The 23,172-nt window shown below is 73.3% G+C and carries 24 protein-coding genes, 2 tRNA genes and 1 pseudogene; 14 read left to right on the top strand and 13 right to left on the bottom strand.

Translation table 11 applies throughout. The features are described from left to right. Positions 1 to 330: 330 nt before the first annotated feature. From KVF89_RS15790 to KVF89_RS15755, 8 genes are all read right to left on the bottom strand, one after another. Positions 331 to 406: transfer RNA gene (locus KVF89_RS15790), tRNA-Ala, on the bottom strand. Positions 407 to 458: 52 nt separating this feature from the next. Continuing rightward, positions 459 to 737, bottom strand: a complete 279-nt coding sequence (locus KVF89_RS15785) for a hypothetical protein (RefSeq protein WP_257426917.1) — start codon at positions 735 to 737, stop codon at positions 459 to 461. Between the two features lie 47 nt (positions 738 to 784). Then, on the bottom strand, positions 785 to 1,711 hold the full coding sequence (gene sepX / locus KVF89_RS15780) for a divisome protein SepX/GlpR (protein WP_257426915.1): 927 nt from the start codon (positions 1,709 to 1,711) through the stop codon (positions 785 to 787). A 108-nt stretch (positions 1,712 to 1,819) separates the two neighbouring features. Continuing rightward, positions 1,820 to 2,449 carry a GNAT family N-acetyltransferase gene (locus KVF89_RS15775; protein ID WP_372497936.1) on the bottom strand — a complete coding sequence of 210 codons (630 nt, stop codon included), beginning with the start codon at positions 2,447 to 2,449 and terminating at the stop codon, positions 1,820 to 1,822. Positions 2,450 to 2,484: 35 nt separating this feature from the next. Further along, positions 2,485 to 2,988 (bottom strand): MogA/MoaB family molybdenum cofactor biosynthesis protein, encoded by a 504-nt coding sequence (locus tag KVF89_RS15770; protein ID WP_257426912.1) that lies wholly within the window; start codon positions 2,986 to 2,988, stop codon positions 2,485 to 2,487. Continuing rightward, a complete protein-coding gene (gene moaC / locus KVF89_RS15765; protein ID WP_257426910.1) occupies positions 2,985 to 3,464 on the bottom strand; it encodes a cyclic pyranopterin monophosphate synthase MoaC in 480 nt (159 codons plus the stop codon). Before moaC ends, KVF89_RS15770 begins: the two co-directional genes overlap by 4 nt. Positions 3,465 to 3,483: 19 nt before the next feature. Continuing rightward, entirely contained in the window at positions 3,484 to 4,671 is a 1,188-nt protein-coding gene (locus tag KVF89_RS15760; RefSeq protein WP_257426908.1) for a molybdopterin molybdotransferase MoeA, read from the bottom strand. After that, entirely contained in the window at positions 4,664 to 6,073 is a 1,410-nt protein-coding gene (locus tag KVF89_RS15755; RefSeq protein WP_257427617.1) for a UTP--glucose-1-phosphate uridylyltransferase, read from the bottom strand. Before KVF89_RS15755 ends, KVF89_RS15760 begins: the two co-directional genes overlap by 8 nt. A gap of 29 nt (positions 6,074 to 6,102) precedes the next feature. Here KVF89_RS15755 and KVF89_RS15750 point away from each other — a divergent pair, with 29 nt between their 5' ends. Beyond that, a complete protein-coding gene (locus KVF89_RS15750; protein WP_257427616.1) occupies positions 6,103 to 6,696 on the top strand; it encodes a 5-formyltetrahydrofolate cyclo-ligase in 594 nt (197 codons plus the stop codon). 27 nt (positions 6,697 to 6,723) lie between these two features. Here KVF89_RS15750 and KVF89_RS15745 read toward each other — a convergent pair. Beyond that, positions 6,724 to 9,345 (bottom strand): annotated as a pseudogene (locus tag KVF89_RS15745) (penicillin acylase family protein); the annotation flags it as partial. A 95-nt stretch (positions 9,346 to 9,440) separates the two neighbouring features. Here KVF89_RS15745 and KVF89_RS15740 point away from each other — a divergent pair. The 3 genes from KVF89_RS15740 (at position 9,441) to KVF89_RS15730 (ending at position 10,934) form a co-directional block, all read left to right on the top strand. After that, positions 9,441 to 9,797, top strand: coding sequence for an FmdB family zinc ribbon protein (locus tag KVF89_RS15740; protein WP_257426906.1), 357 nt, complete (start codon positions 9,441 to 9,443; stop codon positions 9,795 to 9,797). Between the two features lie 71 nt (positions 9,798 to 9,868). Then, a complete protein-coding gene (locus tag KVF89_RS15735; protein ID WP_257426904.1) occupies positions 9,869 to 10,534 on the top strand; it encodes an SAF domain-containing protein in 666 nt (221 codons plus the stop codon). 61 nt (positions 10,535 to 10,595) lie between these two features. Beyond that, on the top strand, positions 10,596 to 10,934 hold the full coding sequence (locus KVF89_RS15730; RefSeq protein ID WP_257426902.1) for an MscL family protein: 339 nt from the start codon (positions 10,596 to 10,598) through the stop codon (positions 10,932 to 10,934). Between the two features lie 110 nt (positions 10,935 to 11,044). On the opposite strand, the gene KVF89_RS15725 is transcribed toward KVF89_RS15730, so the two are convergent. Both KVF89_RS15725 and KVF89_RS15720 read right to left on the bottom strand, forming a co-directional pair. Further along, entirely contained in the window at positions 11,045 to 11,218 is a 174-nt protein-coding gene (locus KVF89_RS15725) for a hypothetical protein (RefSeq protein WP_257426901.1), read from the bottom strand. 20 nt (positions 11,219 to 11,238) lie between these two features. Then, complete coding sequence (locus KVF89_RS15720) at positions 11,239 to 12,645, bottom strand: LCP family protein (protein ID WP_257426899.1); 1,407 nt, start codon at positions 12,643 to 12,645, stop codon at positions 11,239 to 11,241. Between the two features lie 207 nt (positions 12,646 to 12,852). Here KVF89_RS15720 and KVF89_RS15715 point away from each other — a divergent pair. From KVF89_RS15715 to KVF89_RS15705, 3 genes are all read left to right on the top strand, one after another. Further along, positions 12,853 to 12,925, top strand: a tRNA-Arg gene (locus tag KVF89_RS15715). Between the two features lie 195 nt (positions 12,926 to 13,120). Next, positions 13,121 to 13,906 carry an S-methyl-5'-thioadenosine phosphorylase gene (locus KVF89_RS15710; protein ID WP_257426897.1) on the top strand — a complete coding sequence of 262 codons (786 nt, stop codon included), beginning with the start codon at positions 13,121 to 13,123 and terminating at the stop codon, positions 13,904 to 13,906. Between the two features lie 2 nt (positions 13,907 to 13,908). Further along, positions 13,909 to 14,952: an NAD-dependent epimerase/dehydratase family protein gene (locus KVF89_RS15705; RefSeq protein WP_257426895.1), complete on the top strand. Its 1,044-nt coding sequence runs from the start codon at positions 13,909 to 13,911 to the stop codon at positions 14,950 to 14,952. Between the two features lie 20 nt (positions 14,953 to 14,972). Here KVF89_RS15705 and KVF89_RS15700 read toward each other — a convergent pair whose 3' ends face one another. Beyond that, positions 14,973 to 16,304 carry a hypothetical protein gene (locus KVF89_RS15700; protein WP_257426894.1) on the bottom strand — a complete coding sequence of 444 codons (1,332 nt, stop codon included), beginning with the start codon at positions 16,302 to 16,304 and terminating at the stop codon, positions 14,973 to 14,975. A 101-nt stretch (positions 16,305 to 16,405) separates the two neighbouring features. Here KVF89_RS15700 and KVF89_RS15695 point away from each other — a divergent pair, with 101 nt between their 5' ends. Genes KVF89_RS15695 through KVF89_RS15665 form a run of 7 tightly spaced genes read left to right on the top strand, consistent with a single transcriptional unit; the run spans position 16,406 to position 21,729 of the window. Next, on the top strand, positions 16,406 to 17,083 hold the full coding sequence (locus tag KVF89_RS15695) for a glycosyltransferase family 2 protein (protein WP_257426893.1): 678 nt from the start codon (positions 16,406 to 16,408) through the stop codon (positions 17,081 to 17,083). Then, positions 17,080 to 17,712 (top strand): TIGR04282 family arsenosugar biosynthesis glycosyltransferase, encoded by a 633-nt coding sequence (locus KVF89_RS15690; RefSeq protein ID WP_257426892.1) that lies wholly within the window; start codon positions 17,080 to 17,082, stop codon positions 17,710 to 17,712. The genes KVF89_RS15695 and KVF89_RS15690 overlap by 4 nt, the downstream gene beginning before the upstream one ends. Further along, positions 17,709 to 18,350, top strand: coding sequence for a methyltransferase domain-containing protein (locus tag KVF89_RS15685; protein ID WP_257426890.1), 642 nt, complete (start codon positions 17,709 to 17,711; stop codon positions 18,348 to 18,350). The genes KVF89_RS15690 and KVF89_RS15685 overlap by 4 nt, the downstream gene beginning before the upstream one ends. Continuing rightward, positions 18,347 to 19,501, top strand: a complete 1,155-nt coding sequence (locus KVF89_RS15680; RefSeq protein WP_257426888.1) for a molybdopterin-dependent oxidoreductase — start codon at positions 18,347 to 18,349, stop codon at positions 19,499 to 19,501. Before KVF89_RS15685 ends, KVF89_RS15680 begins: the two co-directional genes overlap by 4 nt. Further along, positions 19,498 to 19,938 carry a hypothetical protein gene (locus KVF89_RS15675; RefSeq protein WP_257426887.1) on the top strand — a complete coding sequence of 147 codons (441 nt, stop codon included), beginning with the start codon at positions 19,498 to 19,500 and terminating at the stop codon, positions 19,936 to 19,938. Before KVF89_RS15680 ends, KVF89_RS15675 begins: the two co-directional genes overlap by 4 nt. Continuing rightward, positions 19,913 to 20,605 carry a response regulator transcription factor gene (locus KVF89_RS15670; RefSeq protein ID WP_257426885.1) on the top strand — a complete coding sequence of 231 codons (693 nt, stop codon included), beginning with the start codon at positions 19,913 to 19,915 and terminating at the stop codon, positions 20,603 to 20,605. Before KVF89_RS15675 ends, KVF89_RS15670 begins: the two co-directional genes overlap by 26 nt. Further along, positions 20,602 to 21,729: a sensor histidine kinase gene (locus tag KVF89_RS15665; protein WP_257426884.1), complete on the top strand. Its 1,128-nt coding sequence runs from the start codon at positions 20,602 to 20,604 to the stop codon at positions 21,727 to 21,729. The genes KVF89_RS15670 and KVF89_RS15665 overlap by 4 nt, the downstream gene beginning before the upstream one ends. A gap of 21 nt (positions 21,730 to 21,750) precedes the next feature. On the opposite strand, the gene KVF89_RS15660 is transcribed toward KVF89_RS15665, so the two are convergent. Continuing rightward, positions 21,751 to 23,172: a mechanosensitive ion channel family protein gene (locus tag KVF89_RS15660; RefSeq protein WP_257426882.1), complete on the bottom strand. Its 1,422-nt coding sequence runs from the start codon at positions 23,170 to 23,172 to the stop codon at positions 21,751 to 21,753.

Below are 23,172 nucleotides of genomic sequence, written 5' to 3'. Positions count from 1 at the left end.
AACCCTGCGCTGAGAATGGCTGAGCCGAAGCGCCACCGCGACCACCGTCTCTCCGAACGGCCGATTTTGCCCCCCAAGTGGGTGACATGACATCGCCCGCCGGTGCCCTCTTACGTCCGTGGCACGGAACGCGTCGATGGCCGCTGACGGCATCGCGTACACGCGGATCGCGGGAGCTGAGTGACGTCACGGCCATCACGGTGCTGGCCCCGGGGCGGCCGCTATGAGGGGCGCCTGGGCGAGCGCCAGAGGTAGTGCCAGCGCGTCAGCCGCAACGACGAGAAAGAGCCTCGAGCCAGCGTCTCGGCTGGCCAGAGGCTCTTTGCTGCTTGGTGGAGGTGAGGGGATTCGAACCCCTGACCTTCTCATTGCGAACGAGACGCGCTACCAACTGCGCCACACCCCCAAGCGAGGAGAAACGGTAGCACCCGGGTCGCATGCGGTCCGAATCGGGATGGTCAGTCGCGGTCCTCGTCGGCGTGGCCGGCGGGACGGGGGTGCTCGTCGCCGTGCGGGCCGTGGTCCGGGTCGGAGCTCGCGCGGGGCTTCGGCGGGTCCTCGAAGGTCGTGGACTGGCCACGGGCGGACGCGTCCGCGAACGGGCTGTCGTCGATGATCTCGTCGGGATCGGCGAACTGGGTGTCGGGCGAGACGGCGGTCGCGGAGTCGTCGTACTTCTTCTCCTGCTCGCGCGCCTGCTGGGCTGCTTGCCGGTCGGCGGCGCTCTCCTCGGTCATGGCGGGGCGTTACCCGGCCACGGCCCGCCCATCCGGGAGCGGGTGGGTCAGCTGCCCGTGGCGCGGCGCTGCTCGTCCTCGGTGGCCGCGTCGGCCTGGGCACGCTGGGCGTCGGCCTCGCGAGCGAGCTGGGAGTCGGCCTCGTTGCGGCCGGAGCTCCACACGCCGGTGGAGTCGAGGTCGATGGTGCGGACCGTGCGACCGGCCGGCGCCTTGGCGACGTACGACGGGAGGGGCACGGGGACCGGGGTCCATCCGTCCTCGACGGGCCGGGCAGACTCGCCGGACTCGGCGGCGGGCTCGTCGAGCACCTCGGCCGTGACCACGGGGATCTCGTCGGTGTCGTCACGCAGCTTGCCGAACGGGCCGTCCTCGGCGTCGGGGCCGGAGGAGGCGTCCTCCGCGGCGATGACCTCGTCGGCGAGAGTGGTACGGCGCCTGCGGACCTGGCTGGAGCGGGCGGCGCGCTCGCGCGTGACCATCAGCCGGCAGGCCACCAGCCAGACGACCATCAGCCCGGCGGGCGCGGCGAGCCACACCCAGGCGACGACCTTGCCGATCGCGAGGCCGGCGACGACCACGACCGCCAGGAGCAGGAGGTTGAAGACCCGGCGGCGCCGGGCGGCAGCGCGGCGGGCCGCGGGGCGGTCGACCGGGCGGGAGGCGCGCGGCGCAGGGGTGGGCGCCGCGGGCTCCGCTTCGGCCTTCTCGCCGGATCCGGCGGCCGTCGTACTGGCTGAATCGTCAGCCGGCACGTCGGCCAAGGCCGCGGTCTCGACCAGACGATCCTTCTCGATGAGCTCGGCCTCGGTGGACGACACCGCGTCCCGTCGGGCGAGCACACGCAGCCGGTCGGAGAAGCCCTCGACCGAGCGGCTGGAGGCGTCCTCCTCGTGGTGCCGCAGCGCCTTCGGGACGAGGTAGACAGCCCACGCCACGAACAAGGCGACGAAGATCAGTGAGCTGAGGTCCACACCGAGAGGTTAGGAGCGCTACCTCAGGACGGGGCGCATGTCTATCGGTGTGTCACAGATTGATTCCTGTGACGCATGTGATTTGCGGGGTTCCCCCGGCGGATCACCCTACGCATCGCCTCCGGCGGATCGCTCGAGCCGGATCAGGACGCCGCGCGGGGCCTCCTCGCGGGTGACCGCGAAGATGCGGTGGTCGCGCCATTCGCCGTCGATGTGCAGGAAGTACGGCGCATAGCCGACCTCGCGGATCCCGAGCTTCTCCACGACCCGCAGGGAGTTGGTGTTCTCGGGACGGATGCAGATCTCGATGCGATGCAGGCCGCCGAGGAAGAAGCAGTGGTCGATCACCATCGCGACGGCGCGCGGGATGACGCCGCGTCCGGCGTACTGCTGGTCGATCCAGTAGCCGACCGAGGCGAACTGCGCCGAGCCGCGCACGATGTTGTTGACGCTGACCTGGCCGGCGAAGACCCCGTCGACCTCCACGACGAACGGGTACGTCGTCCCGCGTCGCGCGGCCCGGCGCAGCCGCTTGACCAGTGCCCGGAAGGAGGTCGGCCGGGCGTCGGACCCGGGTGGGGCGGTGGCGTCCCACGGGCCGAGCCACATGGCGTTGCGGCGGCGGGCGGTCCGCCAGGCACGGGCGTCGCCGCGGGCGATTGGGCGGAGCCGGACGACCGGGTCGGTGCCGGAGATCAGCTCGTTGGGCCAGGCGCGTCCGGGAACGCCGACGACCATCCGCTCCCGCGGGCTCTCGCCGGGCCGGGCCTCGCTCAATGGTCGCTCCCGACGATCTGCTCCACGGCGTGCAGCAGGACCGGCTCGAGCACCGCGAGCGCGTCCTTGACCCCGCCGCGGGAGCCGGGCAGGTTGACGACGAGCGCCTGGCCGGCGACGCCTGCGAGGCCGCGCGAGAGGACGGCGGTCGGCACGCCCTTCGCGACCCCGGCGGCCCGGATCGCCTCGGCCAGACCGGGGACCTCGCGGTCGAGCAGGGGACGGGTCACCTCGGGGGTGCGGTCGGTGGGCGTCAGGCCGGTGCCACCGGTGGTGAGCACGACCCGAGCGCCGTCGTGGACGGCGAGGGCGATCGCCGCGCCGACCGGCTCGCCGTCGGGCCGCACGACGGGGTCGCCCACCACGAACCCCCACGAGCGCAGGGCATCGACGATGAGCGGACCGGTCGTGTCCTCGTAGACGCCGGCGGCGGCGCGGTTCGACGCCACGACCACCACCGCCAGGTAGTCCGTCGAGCCGCCGCCCACGGGGTGGTTCATCGCGACCAGTCCCCCGACTTCCCGCCGGTCTTGGTCTCGACCCGGACGTCGGTGATGACCGCTGCCTTGTCGACGGCCTTCACCATGTCGACGACGGTGAGCGCCGCGACCGACACCGCGGTGAGCGCCTCCATCTCGACGCCGGTCCGGTCGGTCGTCCTGACGGTCGCGGCGATCTCGACGGCGTCGTCGGCGACGGTCAGGTCGAGCGTCACCCCGGAGATCGAGAGCGGATGGCACAGCGGGATCAGTGCGGGCGTCTGCTTGGCCCCCATGATCCCGGCGATCCGCGCCACCGCGAGCGCGTCGCCCTTCGGCACCCCGTCCCCGCGCAGCAGGCCGACGACCTCGCGCGACACGAGCACCCGCCCCGACGCCGTCGCGACCCGATGGGTCAGGTCCTTGGCCGACACGTCGACCATCCGCGCGGCACCGGAGGCGTCGACGTGGGTCAGCCGGGCCTGCTCGTCAGCCATGGGGCTCCTTCGGTTTCGCTCACACCAGCACCTCGATCGTCCGCCCGGCCTCCAGCTCGCATCGGGCGGGGGGCACGACCATCAGCACCTCGGCCTGGGCGAGGAGCCGCTGGGAGTGCCCGGCATGACCGGGAAGGGGGACGACGTGACCATTCTCGTCGTAGCGGCCGGGCAGCACCACCGTGCGGTCCCCCGCCGTGACGGGTACGCCGAGCCGGGCCCGTCTCGTCCCGGCGGCGGGACGGCCGCCGAGCCGGGCCAGCGCCTCGCGGCCGAACAGCAGGAAGGCGGCGTACGCGGCGATCGGCGTGCCGGGCAGGGCGAGGACCGGAACCCGGCGGCCGTCGCTCGCGCGCACCCGCCCGAATCCCTGCGGGCGCCCGGGCTTCAGCTCCACCGGCCCGAACCAGAAGTCGTCCTCCGCGCCCAGCGCCGCCTTGACGACGTCGTGGTCGCCGGCCGAGATGCCACCGGTGGTGACAACGAGATCGCTCACCTCGGCGGCCTCGGCGAGGATCGCCCGGAAGGCGTCCGGATCGTCGGGGGCCGGGCCGTGCGACGCGGCGACCGCGCCCGCGGTGCGGCCGGCCGCCAGCAGCATCTGGGTGTTGCTGTCGGGGATCTGGCCGCCGACCAGCTCGGCGCCGGTGGCGATCACCGCCAGTCGCGGCCGCGGGCGGACCGCGACCTCGACGACGCCCACCGAGGTGAGCAGCCCGATCTGCGCGGCGTCGACGCGGGTGCCGGCCGCCAGCGCGACCTCCCCCGCCCGCACGTCCTCGCCCTCGCGCCGGACGTGCCGGCCGGCGGCGGCGGTCCGCAGGAGGCGGACCGGGTCGCTGCCGGTCGTCCACTCGAACGGGATGACCAGGTCGGCGCCCGGAGGGACGGGCGCCCCGGTCATGATCCGGTACGCCGTACCCGCCGGCAGTGACGGCGGCGCGGTGTCGCCCGCGGCGACCACCCCCGCGACGGGGAGCTCGACGGGCGGCGCGCCCACCTCGGCCGCACGCACCGCGAAGCCGTCCATCGCCGCGTGGTCGAACGGCGGCACGGAGAGGGCCGCCACCACGTCGGTGGCGAGGACCCGGCCCAGCGCCTCGCCCGGCGGCAGGAGGTCCGACCGGGTCAGCTGCGCGACGCCGGCACGTACCCGGTCCCGGTGGTCCGCGACGGACGTAGGCCCGCCACCGGACGGGTCAGTCATCCGCGCCTTGTCCGGCGGCGGGGCTCCCGAGCACCTCGCCGGCAGCCACCCGCTGCGGACCGCGGCCCTCGAGCTCCACGTCGCCGACCACCCGGACCCCGCGGCCGAAGGTCCAGTCACCGCGGACCCGCAACGACGTGGACTGGGACAGCAGCGGCTCACCGTCGGGGAAGCGCTGGTCGAACTCGTGGATCGTCCGGTAGTAGCCGGTGTCGAGGTCGACGTACGGGACGTCGGTGGCGATCTGGGTGAGCGCGAAGTCGGCGCCGATCTCGTAGACGTCGGAGCGCAGGACCAGCAGGTCGTTGGTGGTCTTGACCGGGATGAACCGGTCGCGGCCGACCTCGATCAGCCGGGCGCCGTCGAAGATCTCGATGGCGGCACCCATGGCGGTCTCGATCTGGACCACCTCCGGCGAGGCGGGGTCGGCGGGGTCCACCGGCTTGACGTTGCGGATGAGCGGGAGCCCGAGGATGCCCTCGCGCTCGTCGAGCACGGTCTTCATCGCGTGCAGGTCGAACCAGAGGTTGTTGGTCGAGGTGAACCGGTGCCGGTCGAGGTCGGCGAGCGCCTCGAGGTCCTCGGGCAGGGTCTGCGCCGTCTCGCGCAGCACGATCCGGCCGTCGGCCTTGCGCTGGGCGAAGTGACCGCCCTTGCGGTCGGAGGGGGTACGGCGGACCGCCTCGATCGCGAACGGTGCTCCCGACGCCGCGAACCACCCGGCGATCCGCGGGTCCGGGACGGCACCGAGGTTGTCGGAGTTGGACACGAAGACGTAGCGATAGCCCTGCTCGATCATCCGCGTGATCAGGCCGGCGCCCCGCAGCGCGGTGTAGACGTCGCCGTGCCCGGGCGGACACCACTCGAGGTCCGGGTCCTTGGGCCAGCTGACCGGCGTCAGGTCGGCGGTGAGGAGCTTGGGCTCCTTGTTCTGCAGGAACTCCAGCGGCAGCCCCTCCACCGGGAGGTCCCCATAGCGACCGAGCGCGTGCAGGGTGTCGGCCGAGGTGCGGAAGGAGTTCATGAGGAGCAGCGGCAGCCGGGCGTCGTACTTCTGGCGCAGGTGCAGCGCCTGCCGGGCGATGATGTCGAGGAAGGACAGGCCGCGGCGCACGCACAGCAGCGACTTGGCCCGCTCCATGCCCATCGAGGTGCCGAGCCCGCCGTTGAGCTTGATCGCGACCGTCTTGCCGATCGCGTCGGCCGCGACATCGTCGGCGACCTCCACGTCGGCCAGGCTCTCCATGTCGACCGGGGCGATCGTCGACTCCGGGATCATGCCGGTCTCGCCGTGCTCGAGCAGTCGGTAGTAGTGCGCGAAGGTGTCGACGGCGACGGGGTCGACCCCTGCGTCGAGCATCTTCGCCCGCGCCTTCTCGAGGCCGCCACTGCGACCACTCATACCCATACCGCCGATCGTAGGCTGGTCCTGTGACAGGTCCACATCGGTGCCACGGAGCGGCCAAGGTCGCGGCCCGCGACCAGCTGCTGGCCGCCCGCCGGCGCCGGCCGCTCACCGAGGTCGGCGAGGCCGCCCGGGCGATCGCGGAGCACCTGCTCGCGTCGCCGGAGATACGCCGCGCCGCCACCGTGGCGGCGTACGTCTCGGTCGGCACCGAGCCCGGCACCACCGTCCTGCTCGACCGGCTGGTCGACGCCGGCAAGCGGGTGATCCTGCCGGTGCTGCTGCCTGACAACGACCTCGACTGGGCCGCCTACCACGGTCCGACCTCGCTCGCACCGGCCCGCCGCGGCCTGCTCGAGCCGGTCGGCCCGACCCTCGGCGTCGACGTGGTCGCGACCGCCGACGTCGTCCTCGTTCCCGGTCTCGCTGCGTCCTCGGCAGGTCTGCGGCTGGGCCGCGGCGGCGGCTCCTACGACCGGGCGCTCGCACGGGTTCCGGTCGGCACCTTCACCTGCGTCCTGCTGTACGACGACGAGGTGCTGCCCGACGTACCCACCGAGCCGCACGACCTGCCCGTCACCGCCGCCGCCACTCCCGGGGGGATCCGCAGGCTGGGTTGAGTCGTCGGCCGCGTCGGTCACGGCCTTCTCGGAGAACACCCAGGGCAGCGTCGCGCCGCGGGCCCACAGGTCGGTCTGGTCGGTGTAGTTGGGGTGGAACGCGTGGCCGGAGACGCCGGTCAGGTTGATCCACCGGGCGGCGTCGAGGTCGTCCATCGGGACGATCATCCGCATCGACGGCGCGGTCGCGACCTCGTAGCCGCTGCGGGCGTCCCACGCGGTCGCGTTGACCAGCGAGCTGCCGCCGCCGACCTCCCAGCCGCCGCGGTTGAAGATCCGCTCGACGAGGCCGATCCCGGACTCCCCCAGGGTCGAGGACCGCAGCTCGAGCTCGTGCAGGTCACCCCACGTCCACTCGTCGGCGCTGGGCGACTCCAGGACGGTGAGCTCGTCGCGGGCCGCGATCATGGCGTCGTGCAGGATGTCGCTGCGCCGCTCGACCTTGTCGTCGGTGCGCACGTCGTCCCACCACCGGCTCTTCCCGCGCGGCAGCAGGGCGCTGACGACCGCGAACCACCGGTCGCCGCCGTCGGGCCGGATCACCTCGGGCAGCTCGTCGGCGAAGGTCCGCTCGAGCACCTCGCGCCACACGACGTTGAAGTACGCCGCGGCCGCGCTGTCGGCGTCCTCCTGGTAGTTCCACGAGCGCAGCAGCCGCTGGCCGTCGGAGTAGTAGCCGTCCGGCAGGTCGATGTCGAGGAGGTACGGCGTCAGCGCCTCGCCGATCGCGCTGCGGTCGTCGAGCTGGATGGCCGCCATGCCCTCCACACTCAGCTCGTCGTCGGCGGCGAGCAGCCGGTTGATCCGGTCGGAGCGGTAGCCCTGGTCCCAGTCGGAGGTGAGGTACGGCGGGTAGCGGCTCGGGTCGGCGACCGCCTGGTTGGCGGTGGCGATGATCCCGGACTCGGGGTCCAGCACGCTGGGCAGCGCGTCGTAGGGCACGAACGCACCGGTCCAGTCGGTGTCCTTCTGCCAGCCGGCGGCGGGCAGCCGACCGTCGTTGCCGGGGCCGCGGACCGGGACCAGGCCGGTCGCCTGGTAGCCGATGTGCCCCTCGGTGTCGGCGTACACGACGTTCTGCCCCGGCACCGCGAAGTCGGAGAGCGCCTGTCGGAAGGACGTCCAGTCGCCCGCCCGGTTCAAGGCGAGCAGCGCGTCGACGGTCGGGCGCGGGGTCAGCGCCGTCCAGGCCAGGGAGATCGCGTCCTCCCCCGTCGGTCCGGCGTCCTGCGCCGCGGCGACGCCCTCGACCTGGTCGAGCAGCCCGTCCTCGGTGATCTCGATACCGTCCTCGTCGGCGAACCGCGCCAGGTCCGAGAGCAGCGGACCGTGGCCGGTGGAGCGCACCGTCAGCTCGACGTCCTCGCCGTCACGGACCTCGATCCGCTCGGTCCGCGTCGACAGCGGGAGCTGCCGGCCGTCGTACTCCCAGGTGTCGCCCTCGATCCGCTCGACGAAGAGGTCGGTCACGTCGGGACCGAGGTTCGTGAACCCCCAGGCGATGTCCCGGTTGTGGCCGATGACGACCCCGGGCACCCCGGAGAAGCTGAACCCGGCGACGTCGTAGGGGCACTCGGGCGACACCGTCCGGCAGTGCAGCCCCACCTGGGTCCACACGCCGGGCAGCGAGATGCCGAGGTGCGGGTCGTTGGCGAGGATCGGCGCGCCCGTGTCGGTGTGGTCGCCGTCGACGACCCAGGCGTTGCTGCCGAGGCCGTCACCCTGGCCGAGAAGGGCGGGTACGCCGGCCAGGACGTCGCGCACCCGCGCAAGTGCGGCAACGGTGCCGGTGCCCGTGCCCGTGTCGCCGCCGAGTGGCGAGCGCCGCCGGGCGGCCGGGCCGGACCCGGGTGCGTCCTGGTCGAACACCCGGGCGTCACCGCTCCCGACGACACCGCCCTGCTGCACGATCGGCGCGCGCTCGTCGTACGGGTAGGCGGGGTAGAGGTCGGCGGTCCGGTCCGCGCCGACCGTCGCGGTGGCGACGGCGCGGCCGATCTCCTCCTCGAGGTTGCCGCGCAGGTCCCAGGCCATCGCCTTGAGCCAGGCGACGGAGTCGACGGCGGTCCAGTTCTCCGGCTGGTAGTCGAGACCGGTGAGGCCGAGGAGCGTGTACTCCAGCGCCATCTCGGAGGGGGACCGGCCCTCCAGGTAGGCGTTGACCCCTTCGGCGTAGGCGTCCAGCGCGCTGCGGGTCGCCGGCCGCAGCAGGGCCAGCTCCCGCTCCGCGACGTCGCGCCAGCCGAGGGTGCGTACGACGAGGTCGGTCTCCAGGCCGGAGTCCCCGAACAGCTCGGAGAGCCGGCCGGCGGTGGCGTGGCGTCGTACGTCCATCTCGAAGAAGCGGTCCTGCGCGTGCACGAAGCCCTGGGCCAGCATCAGGTCGTGGGTGGAGTCGGCGTAGATCTGCGGGATGCCGTAGTCGTCGCGCACGACCCGCACATCGCCCTCGAGCCCGCTGATCGACAGCTCCCCGCCCGTCTGCGGCCAGGACCTCCGCACGACGACGACCGTGGTCGTCACGCCGGCGACGAGGGCCAGCACGAGGAGCACGCCGATCGCCGTGGTCCAGCGCAGCCACCGGGGCCAGGAGGAGGGCTTCGCGGCCGGGGCGTCGGCGACGGCGTCGCTCGGGTCGTGGTCCACCATGGTGGCGCCATTGTGCCGTGCTGCCCGGCCCTGACGTAGCATTGGCACTCGCCCAGCAAGAGTGCTAGCGCGAGAGTGCCGAGCGAGGATCGTCGATGCCCACCTACCAGTACCAGTGCACCGCCTGCGGACACGCCTTCGAGCAGGTCCAGAAGTTCAGCGACGACGCACTCACCACGTGCCCCGAGTGCGCCGGCAAGCTGCGCAAGCTGTTCAACTCCGTGGGCGTCGTGTTCAAGGGGTCGGGCTTCTACAAGACCGACAGCAAGGCCTCGGCGAACGGCCCCGGCGGCTCCGGCGGCTCCAGCGACGCGCCGGCGGCGAGCTCGTCCGACAAGTCCGGCTCGTCCGACAAGTCCGGCTCGTCCGACAAGTCCGGCTCGACCGGCTCGTCCGACAAGTCCGGCTCGACCGGCTCCTCCAGCTCGAGCTCGGCGGCCTCGTCCGCCTGATCCGGGGCTGAGGTCACCGACCCTGTGGAGGACGCCGGCGGCCGGCGCCGCGGCGGCCTACGGTCGCCGGCATGGAGCCCCGTGATCCCCGGCACCCGTCCCCGCGCAGGCCGCTGCGCCGCGTCCGCGACGCCCTCGACGAGGTACGACGACGGGTGCTGCGCCGACGACGGCTGATCGCCGCCCTGCTGCTGGGCGTGGCGGCCGCCGTCGCCCTCCGCTCGCTCGCGCCCCCTCCGCCCGCCACCGCGGCGATGCTGGTGGCCGCGCGCGACCTGCCGGCCGGCCAGGCGCTGCGAGCCGGCGACCTGGCCACGGTGCGGATCCCGCCGGGCGCCGTACCGGACGGAGCCGCCGCCGACCCGGTCGGCCGCCGCCTCGCCGCTCCCCTGCGCGCCGGCGAGCCCGTCACCGACGTACGCCTCGTCGGGCCGGACCTCGGCACGGCCCAGCCGGCGGGCACGACGACCGTCCCGGTCCGGCTCTCCGACGCCGGCCAGGTGGCGCTGCTGACCGCGGGCGACCGGATCAGCCTGCTCGGCACCGATCCGCAGGCGGGCAGCACCCGGATGCTCGCGCGCGACGCGACCGTCCTCGCCGTGCCCGACCGCGCGTCGGCCGACGACGGCGCGCTTCCTGGCCGCCTCGTCGTCCTGGCCCTAGATTCGGATGCGGTCTACCACGTCACGACGGCGGCCGCAGCCGAATACGTGACTTATACATGGAGTCGCAGTTAGTTTTCGGGAGCCAAGAGAGGATCCCGACCTCCACCACTCGTCTCGGGAAAGAGGAGAGAGCATGTCCGGGTTCAAGAAGTTCCTGCTCCAGGGCAACCTGGTCGACATCGCAGTCGCATTCATCATCGGTGCCTCCTTCGGCACCGTCGTCACCACCTTCGTCGCCTGGCTCACCGCGCAGATGCCGGACTCGGCCAGCGACGTCTTCACCAACGCGGAGAACTCGTTCGGCGCGTTCCTCAACGCGGTGATCTCGTTCGTGATCCTGGCCGCCGTCGTCTACTTCCTCGTCGTCACGCCCTACACCAAGGCCAAGGAGCGGTTCTTCCCCGACCCCGAGCCGGGCGAGACCGAGCTCGACGTGCTCACCCAGATCCGCGACTCGCTCGCCACCCGCTGAGCGACGCTCGCTACGAACGGCCCGAGGGCCGGTGGGACTCCCCCACCGGCCCTCGGCATGTTCTCGGCGCCTGCGCGAACCGGCTCGGGGCCCTCAGCCCTGTCCGTGGCTCAGTCGCCGTGGTGCGGCGGGACCTGCGCCTTGAGCCAGCGCTCGCTCGCGCTCTCCCCCGCCTGCGGGGGTGCGTCGTCCCGCTCGTCGGAGGTCACCGCGGGCTCGACGTCGCCGAAGATCTCGGCCAGCCGACGCCGCCGCTCCCACTCCGTCTCCCGCTGCTCGCCCATCGCGTCTCGCCCCAGCTTCCTCAGGTGCAGAGGCCGGCGGCCTCGCGGCCGGAGGCGCTCAGGCCCTCGGGGGTCGGGGGCGGGATCGGGGAGTCGGTGCCCGGCGTACCGCCCGGCGTGCCGTTCGAGGTGCCGTTCGGGGTGCCGTCGGGAGTGCCGGACGGGCTGGCCGGACTGGACGGGCTCTCCGGCTCGGACCCGGTGTCGCCCGGCTGCCCACCCACCGACGGCGAGCCGTCCGGGTTGTCGCCGGCGCTGAGCGCGTCCTTGAGGAACTCGGGGGTGAGCGGCTTGTCCCGGCGGACCAGCTGCCACAGCCGCTCCACGTCGGGGGTCCACTCGATGCCGGAGCTCACCTTGTCGGAGTAGACCCACGGCGTGGTGATGAACTTGATGTTGTCGGCGCCGATGCCCTGCGCGGTGACGGCGAGGTCGGCCATCTGCGCGATGCCCTTGAAGTCGGTCTGCAGCGACGACGTGGCGGCGTTCATGAAGCTGATCATCCGGTCGGGTCGCGCGATCATGCCGGCGGTGAGCGCCTTGTTGATCATCGAGCCGATGAACGCCTGCTGGCGCCGGGTGCGGTTCGGGTCGGTGCCGTCGCCGATCCGGTAGCGGGCCCGGACGTAGGTGAGCGCCTCGTTGCCCTTGATCTCGCGGGTGCCCGCCTTGAGGTGGATGTTGCGCACCTCGTCGTCGATGTCGTCGGGGATGCAGACCTCGACACCGTCGAGGGCGTTGACCATGTCCTTGAACTGGTTGAAGTCGACGACGACGTAGTTGTCGACGCGGATCTTCGTGGCCTGCTCGAACTGCTGGATGGTGCAGGCGGGGCCGCCGTACGCGAAGGCCGCGTTCCACTTCTCGTACCCGGACGCCGCACGGATCTTGCTGCCGTCCTCCTTGGTGCACTCAGGCCGCATCACGGCCGTGTCACGCGGGACGGAGATGCCGTAGGCGAACTCGCGGTTCGCCGAGAGGTGGAAGAGGATCGTGGTGTCGGAGAGCCCGTTGGTCGCCTCGCCGTCGATGCCGTTGCCCTCGCCGGCGCGGGTGTCGGAGCCCATCACGAGGATGTTCATCGGCTCCTTGGGGCCCGCCACCTCTTCCTTGGCCGGGCGGTTGGTGAGCTGCTTCGACACGTCCTGCCGGTCGATGTTGCCGTTCCAGTTGTTGTAGATCAGGACGACGCCGAGACCGGTCGCCAGGCCGAGCGACAGCAGGCTCGCGAGGATCACCTTCAAGACGGTCTTGCCGGGCTGCGGCGCCTTGCGCCGGCCACCGGCCACCCGACGGCCCCCGCCGCCCCGACGACCCCGGTCGCCGCGCGGACGGCGGCGGTCGCGGTCGGCTCGCGAGGTCGGCACCCGGCGGGCGCGGCTCCCGGGCGTCGTCTCGGCGCGCACGGTCTCAACGTCCTGCGTCATGCATCACCTGGTCGTGTGGCCGCCCGCGGCGGATGGTCATGGGCTCGACTGCGCTGCCGAGTCAGCGGCCGATCGGCACATCGTGGTACCACGCCCACCGTACGGACCGCACCAAGGTCGAACGGCGAGTCGCTCCCATTGTCGCCGTTCGCCGCGCCTCGACCCAATCCGGAGGCGTCGGCCGGGACCTGACAAGATGGTCCCCACGCCCCAGTAGCTCAGTGGATAGAGCAGCCGCCTCCTAAGCGAAAGGTCGCAAGTTCGACTCTTGCCTGGGGCACCCGAGCGTTCGCGCGGGTCGACGAGCCGGGCCGGCTGCCGACCTTGCGGCTCGCCCATGTCCGGCACGCCGGAGGAGCGTGCGGCGCAACGGTTCTTAACGATCTGTGACGGATGCTCGATGACATGGTCCTCACCGGGACTTCGCTGTCAGGGTGGGGCGCATGGCGGCGACTCTTCGCGGGATGCTCGGCCGATGGCCGACGTCGCGGTGATCGGTGGAACCGGCTTCTACTCGTTCATCGAGGACGGCGAGGACCAGGAGGTGCCGACGCCGTACGGCGCCCCGACGGCCCCGATCGCGGTGGGGACGATCGGCGGCCGTCGGGTCGCCTTCTTGTCGCGGCATGGTCCGGGGCACCGGTTCCCGCCGCACGCGATCAACTACCGCGCGAACCTGTGGGCGCTGCGCTCCCTCGGGGTTCGCCAGGTTCTGGCGCCGTGTGCCGTCGGCGGCCTGGACCCGCGGCTGGGGCCGGGCGATCTCGTGGTGCCCGACCAACTGGTCGACCGGACCCAGGGGCGGGCGCAGACCTATGTCGAGTCGGGCGCGATCCACGTGCCCTTCGCCGATCCCTACTGTCCTCGCGTTCGTGGGGCGCTCGTCGCCGCGGGTCCCGGCGTACGGGACGGAGGGACGATGGTCGTCATCGAGGGGCCGCGGTTCTCGACCAGGGCCGAGTCACGGCAGTACGCCGCAGCCGGCGGCACGCTCGTCAACATGACCGGGCACCCCGAGGCCGTCCTCGCCCGGGAGCTGCGCATGTGCTACGCCTCCCTGGCACTGGTGACCGACCTGGACGCGGGCGTCGAGACCGGCCAGGGCGTCGGGCAGGCGGAGGTGTTCGCACGCTTCGAGGCCAACCTGGCCCGGCTCGGCGACCTGCTGACGAGCGCCGTGTCCTCGTTGGAGGATCCTGCCGGCTGCACCTGCTCGACGTGGGCCGACGACATCGCGCTGACCTACGACGTACCGGGCTGAGGATGCGCGTCCTGCTGACCGGCTCGGCCGGCTTCATCGGCTCCGCCGTCGACCGCGCGCTCGTCGCGGACGGCCACGAGCTCGTGCGGGTCGATGCCCTGCTGCCCACGGCCCACCACGACCCGACTCCCGACGCGGGCACGCACGTGCTCGACGTCCGCGACGCCGACAACTGGCGCAGCCTGATGGATGGCATCGACGTCGTGTGCCACCAGGCCGCCGTCGTCGGCGCGGGTACGACGACCGCGGACCTCCCGCTCTACGCCGCGCACAACGACCTCGGCACCGCGGCGCTGCTCGCCGCCGCCACCGAGGCGGGCGTCCGGAGACTGGTCCTCGCGTCCTCGATGGTCGTCTACGGCGAGGGCGCCTACGCGTGCGACCGGCACGGCCAGGTCATGCCACCGGTGCGTGCGCCGGACGCGCTGGCAGCCGGCGACTTCTCCGCACGATGCCCCGACTGTCGGGCTCCGCTCACCTCGCGTCTGGTCCACGAGGACGCCCCGCTGGCCCCCCGCAACGCCTACGCGGCCAGCAAGGCGGCTCAGGAGCACTACGCCCAGGCTTGGGCGCGCCAGGCCGACGCCGCCGTCGTCGCACTGCGCTACCACAACGTCTACGGTCCGGGCATGCCCCGCGACACGCCGTACTCCGGGGTGGCAGCGATGTTTCGCTCGTCCCTCGAGCGTGGCGAGCCACCGCGCGTCTTCGAGGACGGCCAGCAGCAGCGGGACTTCGTGCACGTGGACGACGTGGCGCGGGCCAACGTGCTCGCGGCGGTCGCCGTCGCGACCGCGGCCCCGGGAACCTTCCGTGCGCTCAACGTCGCGTCGGGACATCCCGTCACGATCGCGGAGGTGGCGACCCTGGTCGCGCGCGGCGCCGTGTGCCCGCTCGCGCCGGTGATCACGGGCGAGTACCGCCTCGGGGACGTGCGGCACGTCGTCGCCTCGCCGGAGCGGGCCGCGGCGGAGCTGGGCTTCCGTGCCGAGGTGGATCCCGACACGGGCCTGCCGGCCTTCGCCACCGCGCCGTTGCGTGACTGAGCCTGGATCCGTGCTGAGGCTCACCACGTCGTATAGAGCAGGTGCTGCACCAGCAGCGCGCCAAGGACCTGGAGGGTGAGCGCCCGGCGGTGCCAGGACACCGGCAGGAGCGCCAGGCCGACGGTCAGCCAGGGCACGAACGGCAGCCAGATCCGCTCCACCTCGGCCTTGCTCATCAAGGTCCCGTCGGCGGCCAGGACGGCCAGGAGTCCCGCCCCCACGAGGAGCACGACGACCGGCTCGGCCCGGCGGGAAGCCCAGGCAGCCGCGACGGAGCCGCCGAGCAGCATGCCTCCCGAGAGCAGGAGGGCCGCGAGGTTCCCCCAGAGCCAGTACGCGGCGGGCCGCTGCGCCGCGATCCCGTCCCAGTACCTGTCCTGGAGCACCGGCAGCGCCTCCCACCACGCGAAGCCCATCGCGGCGAATGCGAGCGCCACGGCCAGCGCCGCCAGCGCCGCGACCGGCAGCGGCCACCAGCACCGGGCAGCCACCAGCACCGCGAGCGCCAGGGCTCCGGCCAAGGGCATGCCGTAGGACATCTGCACGGCGTACCCCAGCAGAACACCCGCCGCCACCGCCCAGGGCCATGCCCGGCGCAACGGTCCCCGCGTGGCCAGCGCGAGCGCGGCCAGCCCCCACGCGACCACCGCCGCGATGACCGCATCGGCCGACACGGCGAGGAAGACCGCGGCCGGCGTCACGACCAGGTACGGCGCGGCCCGCCGAGCGAGGTCCTCGCTGCCGAGTGCCCGCAGGGTCACGAGCACCGCGACCGGCACCGTGGCGGCCACGACGGAGACCACGACGCCGGCGGCCAGGTCGCCGCCGAGCCCGAGGCGGACGAGCAGCACGAACACCAGCAGCGTTCCCGGCGGATGTCCCGCGACATGGGTCGGCCAGTTGTCCGCGGAGTCGTAGGGGATGTGGTCGACGTACGACGCCAGCAGGTCGGGCACGGAGGTGACCGAGCGCGCGGTGGGGAGGTACTCGTGCCGGTTGCCGAGCACGCGCGAGAGACCGGACGTCCCGTCGACGAGCGCGAGCGCGAGCAGCCAGAGCACCGAGGTTCCCCAGCTCAGTGCGAGCAGTCGCCGCCAACCGAGCCGACGTGCCGCCCGCGGGCCCACGCCCACCACGACGACGCCCACCAGGATCGCCAGCGGTGTCCCGGGGCCGAGCTTGGCCTCCGGGTAGCCGTGCAGCGGCGGGAGGCCGGCGATGTCGTCGGCTCGCTCCCGCACGTCCCATCCGGTGAGAGCGGGCACGAGCACGGCCGCCGCCACCAGAGCCGCGGCCATCACCGTCCCGGACAGCGCGGCCCGCCGGACGTCCGTCGTGCCCGTCGCCGCCATGTCGTCGACCCTAGGCCGCTCGGCGGCCACCGCCGGGCGTCGTCACGGGACCGTAAGGATTGAGCGCCGTGACAGCGGCTCGCGATCCCTAGGTTGGACGGGTGCTCGACTGCCAGCTCGTCCTCCCGTGCCGCGACGAGGCCCCGGCCCTTCGCCTGCTGCTGCCCCGGGTCCCCCGTGGGCTCGGCGTCGTGGTGGTCGACAACGGGTCGACGGACGAGACGGCAGCGGTCGCGGCGCGGGCCGGCGCTCTCGTGGTGGACGAACCGAGGCCCGGCTACGGCGCAGCCGTGGACGCCGGCGTGCGCGCGGCGACCGCCACCTTCGTCGCCGTCATGGACGGCGACGGTTCCTTCGATCCCGCCGACGTGCTCCCGCTGCTCGCCCTGGTGCGGGACGGCGAGGCCGACCTCGCGATGGGCCGGCGTGACCGCACGACCGGGATGCGGCCGCCCTGGACGGCCCGGCTGGGCAACGCGCTGGTCCTGGCGACCGTACGACGACGCACCGGTGTCGCCCTCGACGACCTCGGTCCGCTGCGCGTGGCGCGCCGCGCCGACCTGCTCGCGCTGGGGATCGAGGACCGGCGCTTCGGCTATCCGGTCGAGCTCGTCGACCGCGCCGCACGGGCCGGGTGGCGCATCGTCGAGCGCGACGTGGCCTATCACCCCCGCACACCCGGCACCCGCTCGAAGGTCTCGGGATCCGTCTCCGGCACGTTCCGGGCGGGCCGTGACTTCCTCCGCGTGCTCGCCACGACTCGCCGGGGTGAGCGATGACGACGATCCTGGTCATGGCGAAGTCCCCGGTCCCGGGGCGGGTGAAGACCCGGCTCGCTGCCGACATCGGGGCGGCCACGGCCGCGCGGGTCGCGGCGGCTGCGCTGCTCGACACCATCGCGGCGTGTGCGAGCGCCGTCGGGCCCGGGCGGTGCCGCCTTGCCCTCGACGGCGAGCTCACGGACGCCGTCGACGGGGTCCGTCTCCGCCGTGCCCTCAGCGGGTGGTCGGTGGTCCCCCAGGAAGCAGGCAGCCTCGGCGAGCGGATCGCCGCCGCGTTCGCCGTCCTGCGGGGGCCGGTCGTGCAGGTCGGCATGGACACCCCTCAGGCCACGCCGGGTCTGCTGGTCGACGCGGCGGCGCTCCTCGACCAGCACGACGGCGTGCTCGGACCGGCGGAGGACGGCGGCTGGTGGCTGCTCGGCCTCCGGGAACCGTGCCGTGCGGCCGCCGTCGCGACCGTGCCGATGTCCACCGAGTGGACCGGCGCGGCGACCCGGAGCGCCCTGGAGGACATCGGCCTCACCGTCGCCGACGCCCCGGTCCTGCGCGACATCGACGATCTGGCCGACCTCCGAGCGGTCGCGGCGTCGCACCCGGGCCTCCTCGTGGCGGCGGTGCGGCCGTGACCGGTCCCGCTGCGCCTTTCGAGGTCGTCTTCGCCCACGCCCTGCGGGGAGAGACATGCACCGTCCGCACGGTGGACGGCACCCCCGTTCCCCTGCCGGTCGAGGACTGGCGCCGGCGCGCCGACCTCGTCGATCGCCTGTTCCTGCGTCACTGCGCCGGAGCCACGATCGACGTCGGATGCGGGCCCGGGAGGCTCACCGAGGAGCTCGCCCTCGCCGGGCGCCCCGTCCTGGGCATCGACGTGGTCCACGAGGCCGTGGCCCAGACCCGGCGTCGAGGTGGCTCCGCGCTGCACCGCGACGTCTTCGACCGCGTGCCCGGCGAGGGCAGGTGGGACACGGTGCTGCTGGCCGACGGGAACATCGGCATCGGCGGCGATCCGCTGGCCCTGCTGACGCGGATGCGCGCTCTGGTGCGCGGAGGCGGGCGGATCGTGGCGGAGGTGGAGCCCCCCGGCCGGCCGACCGGCTCGGCCGACGTCCAGCTGGCCTGCCCATGCGCGTCGACGACGTACTTCCCCTGGGGGCGGGTGGGTGTCGACGGTCTCGCGGCGCTCGCGAACCGCGCGAACCTGACCGTGCGCGCCGTCGACCGGTACGACGGGCGCTGGTGCGCCGTGCTCGGGGTGGCCCGGTGAGGCCCCGTGTCCCCCGGCCCGGGGATCTTCCCTCACGGCTGCACGACGTCCGCGTCGCCGCGCGCGTCGGACGCTGGCTGGGCGTCTGCTTCGCGCTCGCCTTCGTCACGGGTCTGCTCAGCCACTACGCGCAGGCCGCCCATCAGCCGATTCCCCTGCCCACTCGGCCCGTGTGGGGCTACCAGGTGACCCAGGCGCTGCACGTGCTGTCCGGCACTGCCGCGGTACCGCTGCTGCTCGTCAAGCTGTGGACCGTCTACCCGCGGCTGTTCCAGCGGCCTCCCCGCGAGCTGCGAGCCGTCGTTCTGACGGTCCTCGAGCGTGGGTCGATCGCCCTCCTGGTGGGTGCCGCGCTCTTCGAGGTGACCACCGGGCTGGTGAACGTTACGCAGTGGTATCCGTGGCAGTTCAGCTTCCGTCGCGCCCACTACGCCGTCGCCTGGGTAGCCGCCGGCGCCCTCCTCGTCCACGTCGCGGTCAAGCTCCCGGTCATCCGCGACGCTCTCGCCCGCGACCTCGACGAGACGGCTCCGCAGGAGGCGGATCGCCCGGCGGCGCCGGTCGACCGCCGGGGCCTCCTCCGCCTGACCTGGCTCGCCGCCGGCACCGCCGCCGTCGCCTCGGCCGGTGGCACCCTGCCGGGCCTGGACCGCCTGGCGGTGCTCTCGGCGCGCCGCGCCGGAGGTCCCCAAGGCGTGCCGGTCAACCGGACCGCTCGCGCGGCCGGCGTCGTCGCCGAGGCAACCGATCCCGGCTGGGTCTGCGAGCTACGGCACCGCGATCGCGTCATCCGGCTGGGCCGCGACGAGCTCCTCTCCCTGCCCCAGCGCACGGTCGACCTGCCCATCGCCTGCGTCGAGGGCTGGAGCGCCGTCGGCACGTGGAGCGGGGTCCGGCTGTGGGACCTGTTGCGACTGGTCGAGGCCACCGGAGGCGCCGACGTCGCCTTCCACTCCCTCCAACGCCGACGCGGCGGCCGATTCAGCGTGCTCCCGGCCCCGTTCGCGTCCGACCCGCTCACCCTCGTCGCGCTCGGCCTCAACGGTGCCCCGCTCTCGCTCGACCACGGCTTCCCCGCGCGACTCATCGCGCCGAACCGCCCGGGCGTCACGCAGACCAAGTGGCTCGCCCGCATCGAGGTCCTCGGATGAGGGCCGCGCTGGTCGTCGTCGGGACCGCCGCCATCGGGTACGGCGGCTGGCTGCTCCTGTCCACGCAGAGCCTCGCCCAGGGGGGAGCGGTCCTGGTGTGGGCAGGTGGGGCGGTTGTCGCTCACGACCTGCTGCTGGTGCCGGTCGTGCTGGCGCTCGGTTGGCTGGTCCGGCGCTACGGGCGCGACCCGGTCGCCAGGACCGCGGTCGCCGTCCTGGTCCTGCTCGGCCCCGTCACGCTCGCGGCGATCCCGGTGTTCGTCGGCCTCGGCGCCGACCCCGCGATGCCGACGCTCCTCGGGCGGGACTACGGCCTCGGCTGGGGCGTCCTGGCGATCGGGATCGTCGGCGCGGGCGCGGCACTGGCAGCGTCGCGGATACTGTCCGGAGGAGCACGAGGAAGGAGCACCCGTGGCACGGATCCTCGTCGTCGATGACCATCTCCCGGTCCGCGAGGTGGTGAGCTCCTACCTGCGGGCACGCGGGCACGACGTCGTCGAGTCCGGCGACGGCCAGGACGCGCTGAGCGTCGTGCGTGCCGGTGGCGTCGACGCCGTCGTGCTCGACGTCATGCTTCCCGGCCTGGACGGCCGCGAGGTGTGCCGGCGCCTGCGCGCTATCGGCGACATCCCGATCATCATGCTCACGGCGCTCGGACGCGAGGCCGACCGCGTCCACGGCCTCGAGCTGGGCGCCGACGACTACGTCGGCAAGCCCTTCAGTCCCCGGGAGCTGGCCCTGCGCGTGGACTCCGTCCTGCGCCGGACCACCGGACGCACCGATGAGCCCGACGTCCTCAGCGATGGCGACCTGGTCGTCGACGTCGCCCGGCACGCGGCGAGCCGCGCCGGCGCGGAGCTCTCCCTCACCCTCCGTGAGTTCGAGCTGCTGAGGTTCCTCGTCTCACATGCGGGCACGGCGTACTCGCGTGAGCAGCTCCTGCAGCAGGTCTGGGGATGGAGCGTCGGCGACCAGTCCACCGTGACCGTGCACGTCCGGCGCCTGCGCGAGAAGGTCGAGCCGGACCCGCGCCGTCCCGTCCGGCTGGTCACGGTGTGGGGCGTCGGCTATCGATGGGACCCGGCGGCGGAGGCAGCATCATGACCTTCGCGGACGCCGCGGCGATCGTCGCCGTCGCCGCGGCCTGCGCGATCCTGGCCGGCGCGCTCGGCCTCGCCGTCGGCCGGCTGGTACGACGCCGCTCGATCCGCTGGCAGCTCGCCCTGGTCGCCGTCGTACCCGTGGCCGGCGCCTCTCTCGGCGCCACCGCGATCGCCCGCCTGATGTTCATCTCCGCACACGACCTCCTCGTCATGTCGGTCGTGACCTCCGTGGCGGCCGTCGGCGCCATCGGCATCGCCCTCATCGTGGCAGCCGCCATCGCCCGCTGGTCCGAGGAGGTCCGCGCACAGGTACGCGTCTTCGACGCCACGACGCCCGAGCAGGCAGGAGGCGGCACACCGGGGACCGCCGAGCTCCGCTCGCTGGCCGACGAGCTCGACCGCACCCGCGACCGCCTGCGCCAGGCCCACGCCCGCGAACGACGGCTGGAGGAGGCGCGCCGTGAGCTGGTGTCCTGGGTGTCGCACGACCTGCGCACGCCGCTGGCCGGCATCCGCGCGATGACCGAGGCACTCGAGGACGACCTGACCACCGATCCGGGGCGCTACCACCGACAGATCCGGGCGGAGGTGGACCGCATGAGCGGCATGGTCGACGACCTCTTCGAGCTCGCCCGCATCCAGGCGGGGGTGCTCGTCATCGCTCCGGAGCCGGTCCTGCTCGCCGACCTGGTCAGCGAGGCGATCGCCGCGATCACGCCGGTCGCCGAGGCACGCGGCGTACGAGTGGAAGGAGCTGTCGACGAGGGTCTGGAGGTGTCGGCCGACCCGGCCGGCATCGCTCGCGTCCTCGACAACCTCCTGGCCAACGCCGTGCGGCACACCCGCACCGGCGGGGCCGTCGAGGTCCACGGTCGCCTGGCCGGAGGCCACGTCGAGATCGCCGTGAGCGACGGCTGCGGCGGCCTCCCGCCCGACGACATCGCGCGCGTCTTCGACGTCGCCTGGCAGGCCGCCCCCGCCCGCACCCCCGACGGGCAGGCCCGGGGCGGCGGGCTCGGCCTCGCGATCGTCAAGGGCATCGTCGAGGCCCACGACGGACACGTCACCGTGGAGAACCGCCCCCGGGACGTCGGCTGCCGATTCCTGGTCACCCTGCCCGGGTAGCCGCGCTCGCTGTGCAGGGCCTCAGCCACGTTGCACGCCTGCGGGGCGCGGGACGGAATCCGGTGCTCGTGGGGGTCGGGCCTGGCGGTTGCGGATGTCGACGACGGCTTGGAGGCGGCGGGCGGCGTCGGCGTTGGCGAGCACGAGGCGGTCGACGGCCGCGCGGTCGATCTCGAGCACGTCGCACACACCGTCGGCGCGCAGCTCCAATGGGGTCGGAGTGCGCGATAGGACCGACTCGCCGAAGGGCTCGCCGGGCTCCAGTCCCCCGACCCGGGTGGCCGACTCCGGGCCGCGGGCGAGCAGGTCGACCCGGCCGCGGGCGACGAACGACAACACCTCGGGGATGGTCCCGGCCGCCAGCACGGTCTCGTCGGGGCCGTACGTGGCGATGCGTGACGCCGCCACCAGCAGGTCGACGTCCTCGTCGGACAGGGCGAGCGCACGGGTGCTGCGACGGACCGCATCCTCGACCTCGGCGGTCGGGGCGGAGCGGGGGGCGTGGCCGTCGAGGCTGAGGCCGGCGCGCTGGGCGGCGTACCACAGCCAGAGGAAGAAGCGAGACCGGGCGGCGCCGCTGTCGGCCACGGTCAGCAGGGGCAGCCGGACGATGTACCCGCCACCGCCCGAGGGCTGGGCGTCGGGCGCGCCGCCGGGCTGGAGGAGCGGTAGCCGGCGGGCGACCTCGAGAAGGACGGACACGACCGCCGCGGGATCGTCCGCCGGGTCGAATGCGCACTCCACGACGAGATCGTGGGCCGGGGTCGGTCGGCTCAGGTTGGCGAACGAGGCTCCGGCGATCGTGGCGTTGGGGATCACCTGGATACCGACGCCGGTGTCGACGTGGGTGGAGCGCCAGTTCACCTCCACGACCCGGCCCTGGATGCCGTCCACGTCGAGGGTGTCACCGATCCGGAACGGCTGTTCGAAGAGCAGGAGCAGACCGGAGACCACCGAGCCGACGGCGTTCTGCAGCGCGAGGCCGATCACGATCGACCCGACGCCGAGAGCCGCGAAGAGGCCGCCGATGTCGAGGCCCCAGACCAGGGAGGCGACGAGGGCGGCGCCGGCCACGACGAGCACGAGCCGACCGAGGTCGACGAAGATGCTGGGCAGGCGCTCGCGCCACGTGCCGTCGCTCGCGTTGCCGAACAGGGCGGCGTTGAGCATGCCGAGGGCGACCGAGACGGCGATGAACCCCACGAGGGTGGCGACGACGCGCACGCCGACGTCCTCGTCGTCCAAGGTCGCGGCCTGCGTGAGGACGACGAGCAGTGCCCCGGTGGGAATCAGCCAGACCCGCAGCCGGTTGACCGGCCGGGCCAAGGCGTTGCCGCGCCGCACGAGTGACAGGTGCACCTCGGAGAGCACCACGAGCCCGACCGGCAGGCCGACGATGAGGCCGACGGCCCACCAGAACCAGGACTCTCCCAGGACGTCCAT

This window comes from Nocardioides carbamazepini (assembly GCF_024614185.1).
Classification (GTDB): Bacteria; Actinomycetota; Actinomycetes; order Propionibacteriales; family Nocardioidaceae; genus Nocardioides; species Nocardioides carbamazepini.
The sequence above is the reverse complement of the archived record's forward strand: the minus strand, read 5'-3'. Positions and strand labels throughout refer to the sequence as shown.